Annotated in this window: 16 protein-coding genes and 1 pseudogene; 3 read left to right on the forward strand and 14 right to left on the reverse strand. The window is 72.6% G+C overall.

Annotation, left to right across the window (positions count from 1 at the left end; all coding sequences use genetic code 11):
- From ABD198_RS07985 to ABD198_RS08025, 8 genes are all read right to left on the reverse strand, one after another.
- Complete coding sequence (locus tag ABD198_RS07985) at positions 1-2,121, reverse strand: SpoIIE family protein phosphatase (RefSeq protein ID WP_343998870.1); 2,121 nt, start codon at positions 2,119-2,121, stop codon at positions 1-3.
- Positions 2,122-2,275: 154 nt separating this feature from the next.
- Entirely contained in the window at positions 2,276-3,403 is a 1,128-nt protein-coding gene (locus ABD198_RS07990; RefSeq protein WP_343998906.1) for an amidinotransferase, read from the reverse strand.
- A 138-nt stretch (positions 3,404-3,541) separates the two neighbouring features.
- The gene (locus ABD198_RS07995; protein WP_343998872.1) at positions 3,542-3,949 is read right to left on the reverse strand and encodes a nuclear transport factor 2 family protein; all 408 of its coding nucleotides are present in this window, start codon (positions 3,947-3,949) and stop codon (positions 3,542-3,544) included.
- A gap of 16 nt (positions 3,950-3,965) precedes the next feature.
- The gene (locus tag ABD198_RS08000; protein WP_343998874.1) at positions 3,966-5,444 is read right to left on the reverse strand and encodes a glutamate-cysteine ligase family protein; all 1,479 of its coding nucleotides are present in this window, start codon (positions 5,442-5,444) and stop codon (positions 3,966-3,968) included.
- A 301-nt stretch (positions 5,445-5,745) separates the two neighbouring features.
- Positions 5,746-6,855 (reverse strand): aliphatic sulfonate ABC transporter substrate-binding protein, encoded by a 1,110-nt coding sequence (locus tag ABD198_RS08005; protein WP_343998877.1) that lies wholly within the window; start codon positions 6,853-6,855, stop codon positions 5,746-5,748.
- A gap of 421 nt (positions 6,856-7,276) precedes the next feature.
- Entirely contained in the window at positions 7,277-7,735 is a 459-nt protein-coding gene (locus tag ABD198_RS08010; RefSeq protein WP_343998909.1) for an RrF2 family transcriptional regulator, read from the reverse strand.
- Positions 7,736-8,478: 743 nt separating this feature from the next.
- Positions 8,479-9,756 (reverse strand): PP2C family protein-serine/threonine phosphatase, encoded by a 1,278-nt coding sequence (locus tag ABD198_RS08020; RefSeq protein WP_343998879.1) that lies wholly within the window; start codon positions 9,754-9,756, stop codon positions 8,479-8,481.
- Positions 9,757-9,873: 117 nt separating this feature from the next.
- Positions 9,874-10,626 carry an IclR family transcriptional regulator gene (locus ABD198_RS08025; RefSeq protein ID WP_343998881.1) on the reverse strand — a complete coding sequence of 251 codons (753 nt, stop codon included), beginning with the start codon at positions 10,624-10,626 and terminating at the stop codon, positions 9,874-9,876.
- 142 nt (positions 10,627-10,768) lie between these two features.
- Between ABD198_RS08025 and ABD198_RS08030 the strand changes: the two genes are divergently transcribed.
- Entirely contained in the window at positions 10,769-11,383 is a 615-nt protein-coding gene (locus ABD198_RS08030; protein ID WP_343998883.1) for a DUF998 domain-containing protein, read from the forward strand.
- A 54-nt stretch (positions 11,384-11,437) separates the two neighbouring features.
- Here the strand turns inward: ABD198_RS08030 and ABD198_RS08035 are convergent, their stop codons facing one another.
- The 3 genes from ABD198_RS08035 to ABD198_RS08045 form a co-directional block, all read right to left on the reverse strand.
- Positions 11,438-12,247 (reverse strand): ABC transporter permease, encoded by an 810-nt coding sequence (locus tag ABD198_RS08035; RefSeq protein WP_343998886.1) that lies wholly within the window; start codon positions 12,245-12,247, stop codon positions 11,438-11,440.
- Positions 12,244-13,257, reverse strand: coding sequence for an ATP-binding cassette domain-containing protein (locus ABD198_RS08040; protein ID WP_343998888.1), 1,014 nt, complete (start codon positions 13,255-13,257; stop codon positions 12,244-12,246). The genes ABD198_RS08035 and ABD198_RS08040 overlap by 4 nt, the downstream gene beginning before the upstream one ends.
- A 118-nt stretch (positions 13,258-13,375) precedes the next feature.
- A complete protein-coding gene (locus ABD198_RS08045) occupies positions 13,376-13,885 on the reverse strand; it encodes a hypothetical protein (protein WP_343998911.1) in 510 nt (169 codons plus the stop codon).
- Between ABD198_RS08045 and ABD198_RS08050 the strand changes: the two are divergent.
- Positions 13,823-14,602: pseudogene (locus ABD198_RS08050) on the forward strand (alpha/beta hydrolase family protein); the annotation flags it as partial. The gene ABD198_RS08045 and the pseudogene ABD198_RS08050 overlap by 63 nt on opposite strands.
- Before the next feature lie 60 nt (positions 14,603-14,662).
- On the opposite strand, the gene ABD198_RS08055 reads toward ABD198_RS08050, so the two are convergent.
- Entirely contained in the window at positions 14,663-14,878 is a 216-nt protein-coding gene (locus ABD198_RS08055; RefSeq protein ID WP_343998890.1) for a hypothetical protein, read from the reverse strand.
- 174 nt (positions 14,879-15,052) lie between these two features.
- Between ABD198_RS08055 and ABD198_RS08060 the strand changes: the two genes are divergently transcribed.
- On the forward strand, positions 15,053-16,234 hold the full coding sequence (locus tag ABD198_RS08060) for an NAD(P)/FAD-dependent oxidoreductase (protein ID WP_343998892.1): 1,182 nt from the start codon (positions 15,053-15,055) through the stop codon (positions 16,232-16,234).
- On the opposite strand, the gene ABD198_RS08065 is transcribed toward ABD198_RS08060, so the two are convergent.
- Complete coding sequence (locus ABD198_RS08065) at positions 16,221-17,777, reverse strand: mucoidy inhibitor MuiA family protein (RefSeq protein WP_343998894.1); 1,557 nt, start codon at positions 17,775-17,777, stop codon at positions 16,221-16,223. The genes ABD198_RS08060 and ABD198_RS08065 overlap by 14 nt on opposite strands.
- 7 nt (positions 17,778-17,784) lie before the next feature.
- The coding region (locus tag ABD198_RS08070) for a DUF4139 domain-containing protein (RefSeq protein WP_343998896.1) at positions 17,785-18,760 on the reverse strand (976 nt) is incomplete at its 5' end.

Genomic DNA, 18,760 nt, shown 5'->3' on the forward strand with positions numbered 1-18,760 from the left:
TCAGCCCGCCGGAGCGCGGCCGCATCGCAGCGCCAGCAGCGCGACGTCGTCCAGGCGCATGCCGTCCCTGGCGAACACGCCGAGCAGCTCGTCGGCGAGCCGGTCCAGGTCCGATGCGTCGGCCTGCCCGAGACGGCTGGCGAGCGCCGCCATGGAGTCCTCCAGGTCCTCGCCCGGCGTCTCGATCAGGCCGTCGGTGTAGAGGACGACCGTCAGGCCCTCGGTGAGCGGCACGCTGGTGACGGGGAACTCGGCGTCCGGGTCGATGCCCAGCAGCGGACCGGGCCGCACATCCGCGACGCGGGTGGTGCCGTCCGGCAGGCGCAGCACGGGCGGCGGGTGACCGGCGCTGGCCATCAGCAGCCGGCCCTCGGCGAAGTCGAGCCCGGCGCACAGACAACTGGTGAACAGGTCCGGCTCCAGGTCGGTCAGCAGCCGGTTGGTGGCGGCCAGCACCTGGTCCGGTGCCTCGCCGTGGGTGGCGTGGGCGTGCACACCGGTGCGCACCTGGCCCATCAGCGCGGCCGCGGCGGCGTTGTGCCCCTGGACGTCACCGATGACGGCGGCCGCGGTCTTGTCACTGAGCCGCAGCAGATCGTAGAAGTCGCCGCCGATGTCCATGCCCCGGGTGGCGGGCAGATAGCGGGCGGCCACCCGCAACCCGTCCACCGCGGGCAGCGCCCGGGGGAGCAGCGCCTGCTGCAGCCCGTGCGCCAGGGCGTGCTTGGTGTCGTACAGCCGGGCCCGGTCCAGCGCCTGGGCGATCAGACCGGCCAGCGACGTCATCACCGCACGCTCCTCGGCCGGGAACTCGCGCGGTTGGTCGTAGGACAGGACGCAGCAGCCGACGGGGCGGCCCGAGATGATCAGCGGCAGAAACGCCCAGGCCTGCTTGCCGCTGATCAGCGGCGCCTTGGGGTAGATGCGCCGCATCTCCTCCGGGTGGGTGAAGAACGCGGGGACACCGGTGGTCAGGGCCCGGCCCGCCGGGGTGACGTCGGTGTCCACGGGCAGGCCGTCCAGACGCTCGACGACATGCCGGGGGTAACCGCGATGCCCGCTGATGTCGAGCCGGCCCGCCTCGGCCATCGACAGCACCAGCCCCTGGGCGCCGAAAGCGGGCATCACCTGGTCGGCGACCAGATCCACCACGTCCTGGACGCCGACCACCTCGGTCAGCGCCGCCGCCATGTGGGTGAGCTGGTACAGCTGGCCCACCCGGGCATGGGGGTCGGCGGGCGGGGCCCGCAGCGGAGGCGCGCTGGAGGCGTAGGAGTCGCTGGGGACGATGCGGACACTGATCCCGCCGGCGTCCGGGTAGAGGAAGAAGTCCAGCCACCGGTCCGGCGGGCGGCACGCCGTGAACGACACCGGCTGCCGGGTGATCACCGCGGCCCGGTAGCGGTCCTCGTACCGCGGATCGTCCAGCCAGGGCAGGGTCAGCCACGGCTGCGTGCCCAGCAGCTGCCCCGCGTCGCGGCCCAGCAGCCGCCCGGCAGCCGAACTGACGAAGGTGAACCGGCCCTCCAGGTCCAGCGCGCAGCTGCCGCCCGGCAGGCGTTCGGCGAAGTCGGCTGCGGCACTCGCCGGCACCGTCGGCCCCGCCGCGTACGGCAGGACGCGCGGCCGCCCGGGGGAGGTGGGTGCCCGTGCTTGTCCGGCGGTCTCCTCCTCCAGGACGCGGGCCAGACGACGGCAGCTGGACAGGATGTGGTGGCATTCCCGTTCGCCCATGAGGGACGGCCGGGAGGCGGGCCACATGAGCAGCAGCGAGCCCCAGGTCCGGGTGCCCGTCACCGGCGCGGCCGCCAGCGCCAGCGGGTAGGGCAGCGCCGCCGCGGTGCGCGGATAGCGCTGCGCCAGCTCCCCCTTGCTGCCGACCCACACCAGGTGCTCCGCGCGGACCGCCTCCGCGACCGGCGCCGGAGCGGCCAGCGAGACCGTGGTCCACGGCGTGGCGAACTCGGCCGGCACCCCGGCCAGCACCTCGAGCCGCAGCATCCGCCCGTCCGGCGTGAGCAGGTAGAGCGCGCCGAGGGACGCGCCCGTCCGGCGCACCGTCTCCGCGAACACGGCGTCGAGCGCGCCGACACCCGGGACCGGTTCACCCGCGCTCGCCATGCGGCACCTCCCGCCGGCCCCGCCGTCACAGACGGCCATGCGGGACCTCACTCCTACGCAGGACGCTACGCCTCAGCGCCCCGGCGAGCACCCCGTCCGGACACCTCGTCCCGGCGCCCTCGCCGGATGCGGGTTCACGACCTCGGTGGGGCGTTCAGTCGCAGTACGACTCGAGGGTGCCGCGGCGCCGCACATCGAGCGTGGCGCAGTGGAACGAGCCGCCGAACGGCGCGTAATGCAGCAGGTCGCAGGGGATCGGCTCGAAGCCCCACTTCTCCAGGGCGCGCAGCATGCCCGTGTGATGCCGTTCGGCGATCACCCGCTTCTCGTCGACCATCAGCACGTTCATGCTGAGCCACTTGCCGCACATCGAGGTGACCCTCAGCAGCGGATCGGAGACCGGCTCCGGCTCCGGTGCGACCAGCACGTCCCAGGAGCGCAGCACGTCGGGCAGCCGGTCGACGTCGATGTAATCCGGATTGACCAGCACCTTGCCCGGCGCCAGCAGCACGAACGTGGTGTCGATGTGCATGGGGGTGCGGCAGCGGCTCTCGATCTCGTGGATCCGGTACTGCGGCCCGAGATGCCGGCGCAGCCACTCGATCCCCATGCGATTGGTGACATTGCTCCGGGTGACGAAGAGATCCCGTCCGGCGCGCACGAAATCCGCGGCGTCGAAGACCGGCTCGAACTCGGTGAGGATGTACCGCATCGGCTCACCCGGTTTCGGAACGCGGAAATCGGGGTCGAAGAGTTCATCGGTGAGCTGCGGCTTGGGAGCGGACGTCCAGCGCGCACCGCGCCGGAAGTAGTCCTTCAGGATCGGCCGGTAGGAATGCGTCTCGAAATACCGGCACGGCCATGCCATCGGGGTCTCGATGATCTCGTCACCGATCACCAGCATGCTGTCGCGCGGGCAGCTGTTGCAGAAACCCCGCGACGACCAGTCCGGGGTGGCGAAACGCCTGCGGTGATCCACCGGATCCGGGCGCCGGACCGTGACACCCAGCCCTTCCAGCAGGGACACGAACTGATCGAGCTCCACCTGCGCCCGCTCGACCAGCTTCCGGGGATAAGTGAAACCGGCGGCGAGGCCCTGCAGCCGCGCCGCCCACGGAGGAATGTTGCACCTCACCACCGGATGATTCGAGGGGATCGTCGCACCGTCCAGACGGCCGACGATGATTTCCTCCAGCGGATCCCACTCGTTGTGGGACCAGACCGGCGACACGACGGGTTCCGCTGCCTCAGCGGAAATCTCGGATCTCTCCACCACCGACATGCTGAAACCACTTTCGACACAGTCGTCGGTCACTCAATATAGCGAAAGTATTACTCATGGTGAACGCCCTTGTCTGGGTACCCACGGCGGGCGGAGTCAGCCGGCATCCATCGATGCCGACCCCGGCGCCGGCCGGGGTCACTGCGCGTCCGGTGCGTCCGGGGCCACCGAGGTGATGTGGGTCAGCACGCACTGCCAGCGTCCGTCCCGTTTGACGAACACGTCCGTCGTCCATTCGTCGGCGTCATGGCGGACGCCCCGGTAATGGGCCGTGTTCGTCACCCGCGCCGTGACGACCGCCGTGTCGCCGTACACCCGGACCCGCGGACGGCTCACCGCGTCCATCGCCGAGTGGGTGAGGTCCCCGGACTCCACCAGGGACAGGAAGCGCTCCTTCGAGGTGACCCCCGACTCCGAGACGATCACCCACTCGTCGGCCATGAAGCGCGCGATGCGGTCCGGGTCGTTTGCGACGATGGCCGCCGCCCAGTCCCGCTCCTGGGCGACCAGCCGGTCCTCCTCGGCGTCCTGTTCCGGCTCCGCCATCGTCTCCGTCGGCCGCTCAGTCGACCGGCCAGGTGTGCACCGGGGCGTTGAGATGCATGTAGTCGATGTACTGCCGGGTCATCCGGCGCAGTGCCTCGTGCCGGCCGCAGTGCTCCGTCTCGTCGATGTGATGGAACATCTCCTTCTGCCACACCGCGCCGTTGCGCCCGGTGACACAGCGCTGCTCGATGATGCCGAGCAGCGGCTCCCGCCAGGCCGCGTCCATGCCCGAGCGTTCCAGACCCAGGTGGGCCAGCGGCAGCAGCCGCCGCAGCACCAGCTCGGTCACCGGCACCTTGCCCACGCCCGGCCAGTACAGCAGCGCCTCGATGCCCTGCCGGGCCGCCGTGTGCATGTTGTCCTCGGCCGCCGAGAAGGACATCCGCGACCACACCGGCCGCTCCTCCTCGACCAGCGCCCGGGTCAGCCCGTAGTAGAACGCGCCGTTGGCGAGCGTGTCGGCCACCGTCGGCCCCGCGGGCAGCACCCGGTTCTCCACCCGGACATGCGGCTTGTCGTTGGCGATCGCGTACACCGGACGGTTCCAGCGGTAGATGGTGCCGTTGTGCAGGGTCAGCTCGCCCAGCTCCGGGATGTCGCCCCGGTCGAGCGTCTCCATCGGGTCCTCGTCCTCGCACAGCGGCAGCAGGGCCGGGAAGTAGCGCAGATTCTCCTCGAAGAGATCGAAGACGCTGTTGATCCAGTGCTCCCCGAACCAGACCCGGGGCCGCACCCCCTGCACCTTGATCTCCTGCGGCCGGGTGTCGGTGGCCTGCTCGAACAGCGGGATGCGCGTCTCGTGCCACAGCTCCTTGCCGAACAGGAACGGCGAGTTGGCCGCCAGGGCCACCTGGATCCCGGCGATCGCCTGGGCCGCGTTCCAGTAGTCCGCGAACTGCACGGGAGGCACCTGGAGGTGGAACTGCGTGCTGGTGCAGGCGGCCTCCGGGGTGATGGTGTCCGCGTAGGTCCGCAGCCGGTCGGGGCCGTCGATCTCGATGTGCAGATCCTCGCCGCGCGCGGCGAAGATCTGGTCGTTGAGCAGCCGGTAGCGCGGATTCTCCGACAGCGCCGCCTCGCCGGCGTCCTCCTGCCGCAGCGTGGGCAGGATGCCGGACATGATCAGGTGCGCGCCGATCGTCCGGGCACGCTCCTCGGCATGGTTCAGCGCGGCGCGGATCTCCTTCTCCCAGTCGTCGGGGCCGCCCGCGGTGAGCCTGCGGGGCGCGATGTTGATCTCCAGGTTGAACCGGCCCAGCTCGGTGTCCCAGGCCGGGTCGGCGATCGCCTCCAGCACATCGCTGTTGCGCATCGCCGGCTCCGCCCGGTCGTCGACCAGGTTCAGCTCGATCTCCAGCCCCACCTGGGGCCGCTCGGCCTCGAACCGCGCATCGCGCAGCATCTGGGCGAACGCGTCGAGACACTCCTGCATCTTGATCCGGTACCGGCGGCGGTCCTCGCGCGTGAACACCAGCGCCGGGACATCCCGTCCCATGGGTCAGCCTCCCGGCCCTCGTCCTGCGGACATCTGTCACCCCAAGCGTTGCACCACCGACCGGCTCCGACCACCAGACGGAAGCCCCGCGTCTGAAGATGCGCGCGAAGGCCCCCGGCCGGTGGGGGAGCACCGGCCGGGGGCCTTCAGGGGCGGCGTGTGCCGCTGGCGATCGGGTACTGCAGGCGTGTGCCGCTGGCGATCGGGTACTGCAGGCGTGTGCCGCTCGCGGTCGGGTACTGCAGGCGTGTGCCGCTCGCGGTCGGGTATTGCAGGCGTGTGCCGCTCGCGGTGCGTACGGCTAGCGGGCCACGCCCAGGCCCGCGTCGTCGACCTCGGGCTTGCCCTCCGCCTTGAGGACCTTGTTGAGCAGGGTCAGGTCGTAGATGCCCTTCAGGTCCGGCTTGTCGAGCAGCCCGGCCTTCACGGCGAAGGACGCCTCGGTCTCCAGCGTGGCGGCCAGCGGGTCGTCGAGGAAGGTGATGGACTTCCACGCCGGGTCGAGGACCTCGGCCGGCAGCGCCTTGCCGCTCAGCTTCTCCAGCGCCTTGTTCGCGGACGCCTTCGCCTTGTCCGGGTTGGCCGCGATCCACTCATTGGTCTTCACCGACGCCCGCAGCACGGCCTCGACGACGTCCGGGTGCTCCTTGAGGAACTTCTGCGACACGATGATGTTCGTGATCACGAACTTCTTGTCCGGCCACAGGCCGGCCTCGTCGATCAGCACCTTCGCCCCGTCGGCGACCAGCTTGGACGCGGTCGGCTCCGGCACCCAGGCACCGTCGATGGAGCCCGCCTTGTAGGCGTCCGGCGTCACCTTGTTGTCCGAGCGGACCACGGAGACGTCGCCCTTGCCGCTCTGCGGGTCGACCTTCCAGCCCTTCTCAGCGATCCAGTTGAGGAAGGCGACGTCCTGGGTGTTGCCCAGCTGCGGGGTGGCGATCTTCTTGCCCTTGAGGTCGTCCTCGGACTTGATCCTGTCCGGGTTGACCACCAGCTTCACCCCGCCGGAGGCGGAACCGCCGATGATGCGCAGGTTCTTGCCCTGGGACTTGGTGTAGCCGTTGATCGAGGGGGAGGGGCCGATCCAGCCGATGTCGATGGACCCGGCGTTCAGCGCCTCGATCTCCGAGGGGCCGGCGTTGAAGGTCGACGCCTTGATCCGGGTGCCGCCCAGCTCCTTCTGGAACAGACCCTCCTGCACGCCCACCAGCGCGGTGCCGTGGGTGAGGTTGGGGAAGTAGCCGATCTTCACCTCCTCGGCGGAGAGCTTCTCGGCATTGGCCGCGACGTCCGCCTTGCCGCCGTCGTCCGTGGACTCGGAGCCGTAGCCGCAGGCGGTCAGCAGAAGGGGGAGCGCCGCGGTCACGGCGAGGGCACGAAGGAAGGTGCGGGGTCTTGCGGCAGACACGAGGGTGTCCTCTCAGGAAGGTCGTACAGGGGTGAAACGGGCGCGGGTGCGCGGACTCGGCGGTGTTGACGCACGAGTCGGCCGGGCGTGCTCTCGGTCGAGCCGGCCGGGTGTGCGCTCGGAAGGCGCGTGTGCGTTCAGCAGACGCGTGTGCTCTCAGAAGGCGCCTGTGCGCTCAGGAGGCGCCTGTGCTCTCAGAAGACGCGTGTGCTCTCAGAAGAGGCGACACAGCGCGGTCGACGTGCGGCCGTAGTCGATGTGGCGTCGCGACGTCAGCAGGGGCAGAGCCGGCGCCTGATGCCCGTGCATGCTCAACGGCTCCGCCTCCCCGGGATCCCTAGTTCTCCTACCTGGCTGGTAGGGATAGTGGCAGAAGCGAGGGCCCGCCCCAAGAGGCTGTCCGCATGGTGGACTTACCTGTTCAGGGATTGATCCAGGCGCCGGGAGTGTCCGCGAGCGCCGAGACCTCGGAGGGCAGCGCCCCGGAGGCGACGTCCGCCAGCGACACACCCTCGAGGATCTCCCGCACATTGCACCGGAGGGCGATCCACAGGGGAAGCAGCGACTGGGCGGGTCCGGTGTACGACAGGTCGGGCGGGCGCACTCCGCGCACCGAGACCAGTGGTCCGTCCACCACGCGGATGACGTCGGCGATGCTGATCGACTCGGCGGGCCGGGCCAGCCGGTACCCGCCGTTGCCGCCGCGCTGGCTGAGGACGAGACCGCCGCGGCGCATGTCGTTGAGGATGCCTTCGAGGAACTTGTGCGGGATCTCCTGGGCCTCGGCGATCGCCTCGGTCTTCAGGGGCACGTCCTCCTTGGACGCGGCGAGTTCCAGTGCGGCACGTACCGCGTAGTCCGCTCTGGCTGAGATCCGCATACGGGCATTATCGCAGGCCCCGGCGGCCGTCCGCCGGGGCCTGCCTGCCGGACCGCCGGCCCGGGGGACCCTCGGACCCCGGGCCGGCGTGGGGGTGGCCGTCAGACCGCGGCGGGCGTGTAGTGGGCGGCGTCGTACCTTGCCCGCCTGTTCCCGGGCGGCGGCGTCCGTGGCCAGATCGTCCGCCGTCTCACGGGCCACCCGCAGCCAGTGCTCCCGGTTCGGCCCGGCCCGGTCCATGTCCGGCAGGGCGACGGTGGGCCCAGGGGGTATGCCCATGGAGGTGGTCTCCTCTGAAGTCGGCCGGTCCTCATCGTGCGCAGCGGTGTCGGCCGGGAACGCTTCCCTAGTAAATCGATAGGAAAAGTAGGGAGACGTAGTCCGACTGGAGGGCTGATCGGGCGATATGCCCGGTGTGCGACGGCGCCGATTCGCGCGGGGGCGCCGATCACGCTAGAGTCGATCTCGGCCCCACGGGAGCAACAGCCTTGAGGGGGCCGCGCGTTGGTGGTCCAAGGAAAGACGCCTCGCTTCCCGCGGGGAGATGCAGGTGCAAGGCCTGCCCAGCGCTCCGAGGGCGACGAACCCCGGCTTCCGCCGCTGCGGAAGCCGGGGTTCGTCGTGTTACCTGCCCGGCGTGCCCGAGCTCGTCGCGTTACGTGTCCGGCGCCTTCGTGGCCGTGTGTCCATGCTCGGCCGAGCGGTCCGGCGCGAAGCCGAGCGGCCCGGCGTGAACGTTACGCTCAGGCCGCGGTGTCCGTGCTGCCGAAACCCTCACCGAACGCGTCGACTTCCCGAGTGAGACCGGGGCTAGCGCTAGCGCCCTGGCCGTCCGTCGGCGGCGCGTCGGCCTGTGCCGCGCCCGCGGCCTGCGCCGCCGGGGCCGGCTTGCGGAGCAGCAGCAGCGCCGCGTCGTCGTGCAGCCGGCCGCCCACATGGTCCAGCAGCTCCTGGTGCAGGGCGGCGACGGTGCGGTCCGGCTCGTCGCCCACGTTCCGGGCCAGGCCCTGTGCGAGCGGATAGAACTCCCGGTCGGCGTCCCGGGCTTCGGTGACCCCGTCGGTGTACAGCAGCAGCTGGTCCCCGTCGTCGAAGGGCAGCGTGTGCAGGGAGGGCGCCTCTCCCGACAGGGCGCGCAGTCCCAGCGGCGGCGTCGGCCGGGTGGGCACCACCGCGGTCACCTCGCGGTCGCGGACCAGCAGCGGGGGAGCGTGGCCGCAGTTGACCACCTCCAGGTGCCCGCCGCCCGGGTACCCGGCGACCACGGCGGTGACGAAGTCGTCGGGCCCGAGGTTCCGGGCCAGGCTGCGTTCGATCCGCCCGACGACGTCGAGCAGGTCGGGTTCGTCGTGCGCCGCCTCGCGGAAGACACCGAGCACCAGCGCGGCCGTCCCCACCGCGGGCAGTCCCTTGCCGCGCACATCCCCGACGATCATCCGCACGCCGTGCGGGGTCGGGATCAGCGCGTAGAGGTCGCCGCCGATGCGGGCCTCCGCCGCGGCGGCGCTGTAGCGGACGGCCACCTGGAACGGGCCCACCTTGCCGGGCACGGGGGCGAGCAGCGCGTGCTGCGCGGTCTCGGCGACGGACCGGACGGCGGCGAGCACCCGCTCCCGCCGCCCGCGCAGGGCACTGGCCAGGGCGCTGGCCAACGTGACGGTGGCCAGCGCGGCCAGGATGACGGTCAGCTCCCGGCCGGGCACCCCGCCGCGGATGCCGGTCGTCGCACCGGCGACCGTGGCGAGCAGACCGACCCCCATCACCTGGCGCCAACCGCTGGTGGCGGCCGCCAGGGCGGGTCCGGTGGCAAGGAGGGGCAGCCAGATCAGGCCTCTGCCCCCGAGGATGTCGACGAGGACGATGACGCAGACGATCAGGAGAGGCAGCGCGGGCGTGGTGCCGGCCCAGTGGGCCAGAGTGCGCGCCCGGGGCGACGACTCGTGATCCGTTGTCCTGCTCCTCTTCCCGCTGCGTAGCTTCGGCAGATGGTCGTCGTCACCATGCTGTCGGGCGTGCCTCATGTGGCGTCTGCAGTCCTCACCGGCAGCGCGGCATGCGCTGTCTGTAGATCTGGTTGGTCGATGTCCTCTTATATTCAAGCAAACCCGGACATCTTCTATCTCACAAGGGTGCTGTTTTCAGATAGTGAGAGACAGATTGCGGGTGATCCGGCCCGCCGTGGGGATCAGCAGCCGGCGGACCTCGTCCAGCCGGGGCAGCCGCTCCGCGCGCATGGAGACGCCGATCGCGCCCAGCCGGTCGCCGCCGTACACGGGCACCGCGACGCACAGGGTGCCGAGCGCGTACTCCTCCATGTCCATGACCGCGGGTTCCTGGGGCTCGGCGTCGAGATGGCGCAGCAGCTCCCGCTCGCTGGTGATCGTCCGGGGGGTGAGGTCCTCCAGGCGGTGCCGGGAGAGGTAGTCCCGGCGGGAGGCGTCGTCCAGCTCGCGCAGCACGGACTTGCCGAGGGCGGTGGCGTGCCCGGCGTCCTCGAACCCCACCCACAGATCCACCCGGGGTGCGCGCGGACCGTCGACGATCTCGGCGATCCGGATCTCGCCGTCCTCGTAGAAGGTGAGATACGCGGCGGTGGCCAGCTCGTCCCGCAGGGCCGCGAGCGCCGGGCGGACCCGGGTGATCAGCGCCTGCGTGCGGCCGCCCTCGTGCAGCGTGAGGAACTGGTCGCCGAGGACGAACCCGCCGTCGTCCAGCTTCCGCAGATAGCCGTCGTGGACCATCGTCCGCAGCAGGTGGTACGCCGTGGCCAGGGGCAGCCCCGCCTCCCGCGCCAGCTGCTTGGCCGGCGCGCCGTTCTCGTGCCCTGCCGCCGCCTCCAGCAACCGGAAGGCGCGCTGCACGGAGGTGATCAGCGTGGGACCGCCGCTCATGGGTCAAGCCTGCCCCCGTACGCCGTCCGGAGCAATGCGGGGCCGCGCTCCGCCACCTCCCGGATACCGGCTCACCGGCGGTCGCTCGCACCCTCTGCGTGTGCACCGGGACGGGCGATTTCGGATGATCTACGGTGAATTGATGCGACATGTGTCGTGGTGGGCCCTGCTGTCGTCGGGACTGGCGCCCGTGGTGCTGACCGCCGGCTGGGTGGTCGCGGGCCTGATGGCGGGCAGCAACTACGACCCCGCCACCAAGACCATCAGCGTGCTGGCCGCCGACGGCGCCCCTGGAGCCTGGGTGATGACCGGCGCCCTGGTCGTCCTCGGGCTGTGCCACATGGCCACCGCCTGGGGGCTGAGGCCGGCCGCGCTCCCCGGGCGGCTGACCCTGGGCGGCGGTGGCGCGGCCGCCGTGGTGGTGGCGCTGTTCCCGGCGCCGAGCAGCGGAGGCTCCTTGCAGCACGGTTCGCTCGCGGCCGTCGGATTCGTCCTGCTCGCCGTGTGGCCGGTCCTGGCCTACGACCCGAACGGCACCGCGGCGTGGGCGCTGCGCCGCGGCCCGTGCCTGGCGGCGACCGCGGTGATGGGCGTGGGCGCGCTGTGGTTCCTGTTCGAGCTGCAGCGGCACGGCGCCCTCGGTGTCGCGGAGCGCTTCGTGACGTTCCTCCAGTCCGTCTGCCCGTTGCTGGTGGTCATCTCCTGCCTGCGCCACCAGCGGCTGCGCAGCCCGGTGGGGTCACGGTCCCGGGTGTGACGGTCCCGGTGTGACGACCCCGGTGCGACGGTCCCGGGTGTGACGGGCGCGGGCTCAGACCTTCGCCCGGTACGCCCGCATCGCCAGCGGGGCGAACACCGCCGCGATGCCCACGGCCCACACCAGCGACCACATCACCGGCTCCGCCACCGGCCCGCCGACCAGCAGCCCGCGATAGGCGTCGGACAGATGCGTCACCGGATTGACGTCGCTCCAGGCCTGGAGCCAGCCCGGCATGGTGTCGACGACCACGAAGGCACTGCTGGCGAATGTGATCGGGAAGATCACGGTGAACGAGAACGCCTGCACCTTCTCCGGGTCCCCGGCGAGCATCCCGATCAGCACCGCCGTCCAGGAGACCGCCGCCGCGAACACCACCAGCAGCAGCGCGCCCAGCAGGAACCCGCCGAGCCCGCCGGTGATCCGGAACCCCATCAGCGTCCCGATGCCGATCATCAGCAGCATCGCCCACACATGCTTGGTGAGGTCCGCGGTGATCCGCCCGATCAGCGGCGCCGACCGGGCGATGGGCAGGCTGCGCAGCCGGTCGAACACGCCCTTGGTCAGATCGGTGTTCAGCGCCATCGCCGTGTACACGGTCATGAACAGCGTGTTCTGGACGATGATGCCGGGCAGCGCGTACATCAGGTACGCCTCCGACGAGCCCGCCATCTGCCCGCCCAGCACATAGGTGAACAGGAACACGAACATGATCGGCGTGACGCTGTAGTCGACCAGCTCCAGCGGGTTGTGCTTCACCGCCACCAGGCTGCGCCACGCCATCGTCAGGGTCTGGCTCGCCCATGCCAGGGGCCGCACCCGGCCCGAGCCGGTGAGCGGGGCGGCCACCGTCGCGCCGGTCATCGTGCGCTCACCGCCTTCTCCGGCTCGGCGGACCCGGCGCCCTCGGCGTTCTCGCCGTCCGCGTCGTCGTCCGCCTGCGGCTCCGCCCGGTGCCCGGTCAGGGCCAGGAAGACTTCGTCGAGCGAGGAGCGCCGCAGCGCCAGTTCGCCGACCCGGATGCCGGCCCCGTCCAGCCGCCGCACCACCGTCGGCATCAGCTCCGGGTCCTTCACCGGGGCCGTGATCACCTCACCCTCGATCCGGGTGCCCGGCCCGGCCGCCTCACCCACCAGACCGTGCACCACGGGCAGGTCGGCCGGGTCGAGCGGGCGGACCTCCAGCACCTGGCCGCCCACCTCGGACTTCAGCTGATCGGGCGTGCCCTCGGCGATCACCCGGCCCCGGTCGATCACCACGATGTCATCGGCCAGTACATCCGCCTCGTTCAGGTACTGCGTGGTCAGCAGGGCGGTGGTGCCGTCGGCGACCAGACCGCGCACCATGTCCCACAGCTCCCCGCGGCTGTGCGGGTCGAGCCCGGTGGTGGGCTCGTCCAGGAACAGGATGCTGGGCCGCCCGACCAGACTGGCCGCCAGATCGAGCCGCCGCCGCATGCCGCCGGAGAACGTCTTCACCGCGCGGCCCGCGGCGTCGCTCAGCCGGAACCGGTCCAGCAGCTCCCGGGCCCGCGCCCGCGCGTCCCGTCTGCTCATCCCCAGCAGACGGCCGATGAGCAGCAGATTCTCCGTGCCGGTCAGATTCTCGTCGACCGCCGCGTACTGGCCGGTGAGCCCGATCAGCGAACGGACGGCGGCGGCCTCCCGGACGACGTCGTGCCCCGCCACCCGCGCGTGCCCGCCGTCGGGCGGCAGCAGCGTGGCGAAGATCCGCACCGCCGTCGTCTTGCCCGCACCGTTCGGACCGAGCACGCCCAGCACCGAACCGGTCCGGGCCGCCAGATCCACCCCCGCCAGGGCCTCGGTCTCCTTGAACCGCTTGACCAGGCCCTCCGCCTGGATCGCGTAGGTCATGGGATTCCCCTTGCGACTCTCGCGCTGTCGCGGACGTCGCGGTTCGGCGCCCACCTCTTCCACAACTGTGACGCACGCCACTGACATTCCTCTCGGCGTGCGCGCGAGGCGCGGCGGCTCAGGCACCCGCGGCTGACGCGTCTGTGGCTCGGGCGTCGGCGGCTCGGGCGTCGGCCGCCACCTGTCCGCGCAGTGCGGTGAGCAGCCAGTCATGGGCCGCACCCGGTGTCGGCTCCGGCCGGCTCCCCGGCGCGGTGGCCACCACGGACGCCAGCTCCCAGTACCCGTCCAGCCGGGGGTCGGTGGCCAGCTGCCCGGCCAGCAGGCGGCGGAAGTCCGGCGTGTCCTTGGTGCGGTAGGCGGCGGCGTACGCGGCGACGAAGCCGTCCAGCGCCTCCCCGGGCCCCGGCTCCTCGCCCCGGCCGATCCGGGCGCCCGCCAGCCGGTACGCCTCGTCGAGCCCCGCGTACAGCACCGCCGCCCCGTCGGACCCGGCGGCCCGGTGTGCGGCGGGCTGAGGCTGGGCGGCGCCCGAGCAGGGCCGGGACACCAGGGCGTGCAGCCGGGCGAAGGCGAGCACCTGCCCGGGTCCGGATCGCTGGCCGGCGCCGGTCAACTCCCCCCGCATCTGCGGCCGTTCCTGCTGGACGTGGCCGAACGCCCCCGGGAGCGCCACGGCGCCGTCGACCTCCGCCTCCCCGACGGCGACGGACCGCACCCGGCGGTGGTCTTCGTGCACGGCGGTCCGGTCCCTGCGGATGCCCGCCCCACCCCGCGCGACTGGCCGACCCTCAGGGGATACGCGCAGTACGCGGCATCCGAGGGCGTGCTGGGAGTGACCCTCGACCACCGTCTGCACGACCTCTCCGCCTACCCGCTCGCCGCCGCGGACGTGGCCGCCGCCGTCGAGCTGGTGCGCAAGGACCCGCGCGTCGACCCGGACCGGATCGCCCTGTGGTTCTTCTCCGGCGGCGGACTGCTCAGCGCCGACTGGATCGCCGCGCCCCCGCCGTGGCTGCGCTGCCTGGCGGCCACCTACCCGGTGCTCGCGCCGCTGCCCGACTGGGGCCTGAACGACGGCGGATTCCGTCCGGTGGCCGCGATGGCGGACGCCGGAGACCTGCCCCCGTTCGTCCTCACCCGCGCGGGCCGGGAGTCGCCCGAGATCGCCGCGACCGTGGAGCAGTTCCTCGCCGCCGCCGAGGGCCGGGAGCCAGGCGTCGGGATCATCGACGTGCCGAACGCTCCCCACGCCTTCGAGACCCTCGACCACGGCCAGGAGTCACGCGAGGCCGTGCAGCGGGCGATGCGCACGGTGCTCGCCCACCTCCAACGGCGCGCCTGACCGGCCCCCGGCCTGTCGGCAGAGACTCGCCGGCGAACGGGCTGAGCCGAACGAGAGGCCCTACGCCGCGTCGCGCGCCAGCACCCGGCGGGCCGCCTCGGCCTCCGCCGCCGGCGGCGACAACTCGTCGAGCGTGTCCAGCTCGTCGTCGCTCTGCAGTTCGCGTTCCCAGGCCGCCGCGAGCCGCTCCTGGTCCTCGCGCGGTGCGGAGCCGACGTTCTCCCGGTGCTCCGGGTCCAGTGCCGCCAGGAATCGTCCGACGGGATCGGTCACCATGCCCAGCTCCTCTCCTGAGTGCGCTCTCGGCGTTGACCAGCGGTCCCGCCGCCACCCGTCCGGCACGGCACGGCGGCATCCCGATGGCCGCTCTCACGTCCAGTGTCCCGCCTTGCGGGATGTATCGAATATCGATAGGTTTCCATCGTCATTCGATCGAGAGGTGCTGCCGTCATGCCGAAATCCGTCGCTGCTTCCGACCGGCCGGGCGCCGAGGCCCGCGCGGACGTCCTGGTGGTCGGGGCCGGGCTGGCCGGCCTGCACGTCGCCACGCTGCTCGCCGAACGGGGCCACGACGTGCTGCTGGTCGAACGGCGCACCCGCCTCACCGGGGCGATCCGCACCACCGGGATCTTCGTACGCAAGACGCTCGACGACTTCCCGCTGCCCGCCGCCCATCTCGGCCCGCCCATCCGCCGCGTGGTGCTCTACCCGCCCGGCCTGGACCGCCCGGTCGACCTGGTCAGCGACCGCGACGAGTACCGGGTCGGCGACATGGGTCCGCTCTACGAATCGGCGGCGGCCGACGCTGCCGCCGCCGGCGTACGGGTGGCGCTGGGCACCCGCTACGCCGGCCGGCAGGACGGCACCGTGCACCTGGTCGGCCGCGACGGCCCCAAGGCGGTCCGGGCACGCTTCGTCGTCGGCGCCGACGGGGCCCGCTCACGCGTCGCCCGCGATCTCGGCCTGGACCGCAACCGCCGTCTGCTGGTCGGCGCCGAGGAGGTGTTCGAGGTCCCCGCGCACGACGAACCGCCCACCTTCCACTGCGTGCTCGACCCGTCGCTCGCCCCCGGCTATCTGGCCTGGGTGGTCGACGACGGGCGGCACGCCCACGTCGGCGTCGCCGGATACCCCGACCGTTTCCCGCAGGGCCTGCGCCACGCGCTCACCCGGTTCAGCGCCTCGGCGCCCGGCCTGCGGGGCGTGCCGCGTCCCGACGCCGTGGAGCGGCGCGGCGGCCCGATACCCGTGGGCGGCGTGCTGCGCCGCATCAGCTGCGCCGACGGACTGCTGGTGGGGGATGCGGCGGGCGCCGTCTCCCCGCTCACCGCGGGCGGACTCGATCCCTGCCTGCGCCTGTCCGAGCTGGCCGCCGACGTCCTCGACACGGCCCTGCGCTCCGGCAGCGCCGAGCCGCTCGCCCGCTACGACGGGGCCGCGCTGCGCGCCCAGTTCCGCGGGCGCCTCACCCTGCGCCGAGGGCTCGGCCTGGTCAGGACACCGGCCGCGGCGAGTGCCGCCTTCGCCCTGCTGCGCACACCGCCCGGCCGGGCGGCGGCCGGCCGCATTCTCTTCGGCGACCGCTCCTTCCCGACCGTGCGCGCGGAAGGGGTACCGGTCACAGGCCGGTGACCTTGCCGCTCGCCGCGATGTCGTAGACGAGGGTGACCGTGCGGCGGCCGCCGGGTGCCAGCGGGACGTCCCAGCGGACGATGCCGTCCGCGTCGACCGAGTCCGGCGCGGGCGAGCAGGCCTCCTTGCGCAGCCGCACCTCCACCGCGGACACCTCGGAGACGGGGATGCGTTCGCGCACCACGATCACCCGCTCGTTCCGTTCCGAGGGAGCGGAGAAGCGGGACAGGTGCAGCCGGACCGTCCGGGTGGTGAGGGTCCGCCCGGTCAGGCCCGTCTCGCGGGTCTCCTCGGTGTGCCGCACCACGCGGTGGTCGTCACGGCTGCCGAAGGCGAGCCGGACATGGGCGCCGGGGGCGGTGAAGTCCAGGGTGCCGCGGCCGGTGAACCCGCTGTCGCGGACCAGGTCCACGGGCCCGGCCAGCAGGGCGTGCCCCGAGAGATTGTCGAACCGCACCACCTGGGTGACCAGCGGGGACAGCTCGGGCGCGCAGGCGTACTCGCTCACCGCCGGCGCGGTGAAGGAGGACAGCGGCACCCGGTGGGCGCGGCCGTCCGCCGGGACGGAGACCGGGGCGGGGGAGTGCAGCACACGCACCTCCCCGCCGTCGTCCACGCCCGGCAGACCGGGCACCGGTGCCGGGCCCAGGTCCGAGATCTCCTCCTCGCGCAGCTCGACCTGCACGGTGCGCCGTTCGGCGGGGGAGCGGTCCTGAAGCGTCAGCCGGTCCTCACCGAGCCGCGGCGGTTCGGTCGAGCGTGCGGAACGCGCGGTCGACAGGGTGAGCCGCACGTCCGCCCAGTCCTCGCCGGTGCGCTGCCAGACCACCGCCTCGGTGTCCAGCGTCAGCGAGTCCCCGTCCAGCGCGGCACGGTACGCGGGCCGCCACAGCGCGCACGGGGTGAGGTGACGCACCTTCAGCCGGGCCGGCCCCGCGGCGGCGGCGTCGACGGTCAGCTCTATGTGGCCGGCCAGCTCGGCGGGTTCGGCCCCGGCGAGGCTCTTCGCCCGCACGGCCTCGGTGAGTTCGGTGGTGAGTGATGCCAACCGGGTGTCCAGGGCGCGCAGTTGCTCGCCGCAGTCCTCGCGTTCCGCGTCCACCCGGTCCAGTTCGCGGCTCCAGCGGTCGCGGTCCGTCTCGCCGCGGCCTGCGCCCTCGCCGATCTCCCGCAGCAGATCGGCGGCGAGCTTCCCGAGCAGATCCAGACGGGTCCGCAGCCGGGCGCGCCGCTGCTTCAGGGCGACCTGCTCCTCCTCCAGGGCCCGCACCCGGCGCCGCAGCGCCGAGTCGTCCTCGGCGGGCTCCGGCCCGCGCGGCGTCCAGGTACGGACCGTCCGCACATCGAACACGGTGACCGGGTGCCCGGCGGTCACCTCGGCCTGCAGCGTGCGGTCGACGACCAGCGCGCTGACCGGCCCCAGACGCAACCGCTGGGTGCCGGCCCGCAGCTCGAGCGAGGCGGTGCGCTCGACGTGGGCGCGGTCCTCCAGGCAGGTGACGGCGGTGACGGGGAGAGCGATCGTCTCCGGTGTGGTGGACATGGGTCTGTCAGCTCCTGCGGTTGCCGCCTGCCAGGGCCTTGCCGGCCGGGATACGGATGTCGTAGCCGCCGTCGAGCGCGGCGGTGCCGCCCGCGGGCAGCGTGACCCGCCACAGGCGCGTGCCCGGCGCGTGCCCCTCGGCTTCCGCGTGCCTCTCCGGTTCCGGGCCGGCCCCGGCCGTGACCTCCTCCGGTGCGGTCCAGTCGGCCCGCTCCTCGATGCGGATGTCGGCCTCCGAGGTCACCGGCACCCGCTCGCGCACCTCGACGGTCACCGGCTGCGCGAGCCGGTTGGCCAGCTCCACATGGACCCGGTGCTCGAGCACGGTGACGTTGTTCCGCAGGCCCGCGGTCGACTCGCGCAGGCTGGTCCGGCGGGTGACCGCGAGGGCCTCGGCCGGACCGAGCCCCACCCGGCACACACCGCCCGGGGCGAGCACCGGCAGCGACGTCGTCGCCAGGAACTCCCCGTCCGCGGTGACCTCCACCGGTCCGGCCAGCAGCGCCTGGTCGGTGGCGTTGTCCAGCACCAGCGTCGCGTACACCGCCTCCTCCACCGACGGCACGCACACGTACTCCGTGCGCAGACCGACGGGGATCTCGGCGACGGTGACGGTGTGCCAGGTGCCGTCCGAGGGGATGTCGGCGCGGGCGGCGGCGTCGTAGCGGTGGTCGAACGAACCGGCCGACTCCCGGGGCAGCACGGCGTGTCCCGGCAGCGGCAGCGCGGCGACCCCTTCCGCGCGCCGGCGGTGCTCCGCGGTCACCGGGTCGACGGCGGCACCGGGGAACAGCAGACCCCGGCGCCCCTCCGGCTCCTCCGGCCCGCTCAGCACGAGGGCGGAGTAGTCCAGCTCCTCGCCGCTCGGCCGCGGCGGGCCCAGGGGAGGCGGCGCGGACGGCAGGGCGGCGGACCCGGCGGGTGGGGAGGGCGGCGCGCCGTACCCGGCCGGTGCGGCGGGCGCCGCCGGTGCGGCCTGGGCC

Origin of the sequence: Streptomyces thermocarboxydovorans, from assembly GCF_039524635.1 — a bacterium.
GTDB classification, from domain to species: domain Bacteria; phylum Actinomycetota; class Actinomycetes; order Streptomycetales; family Streptomycetaceae; genus Streptomyces; species Streptomyces thermocarboxydovorans.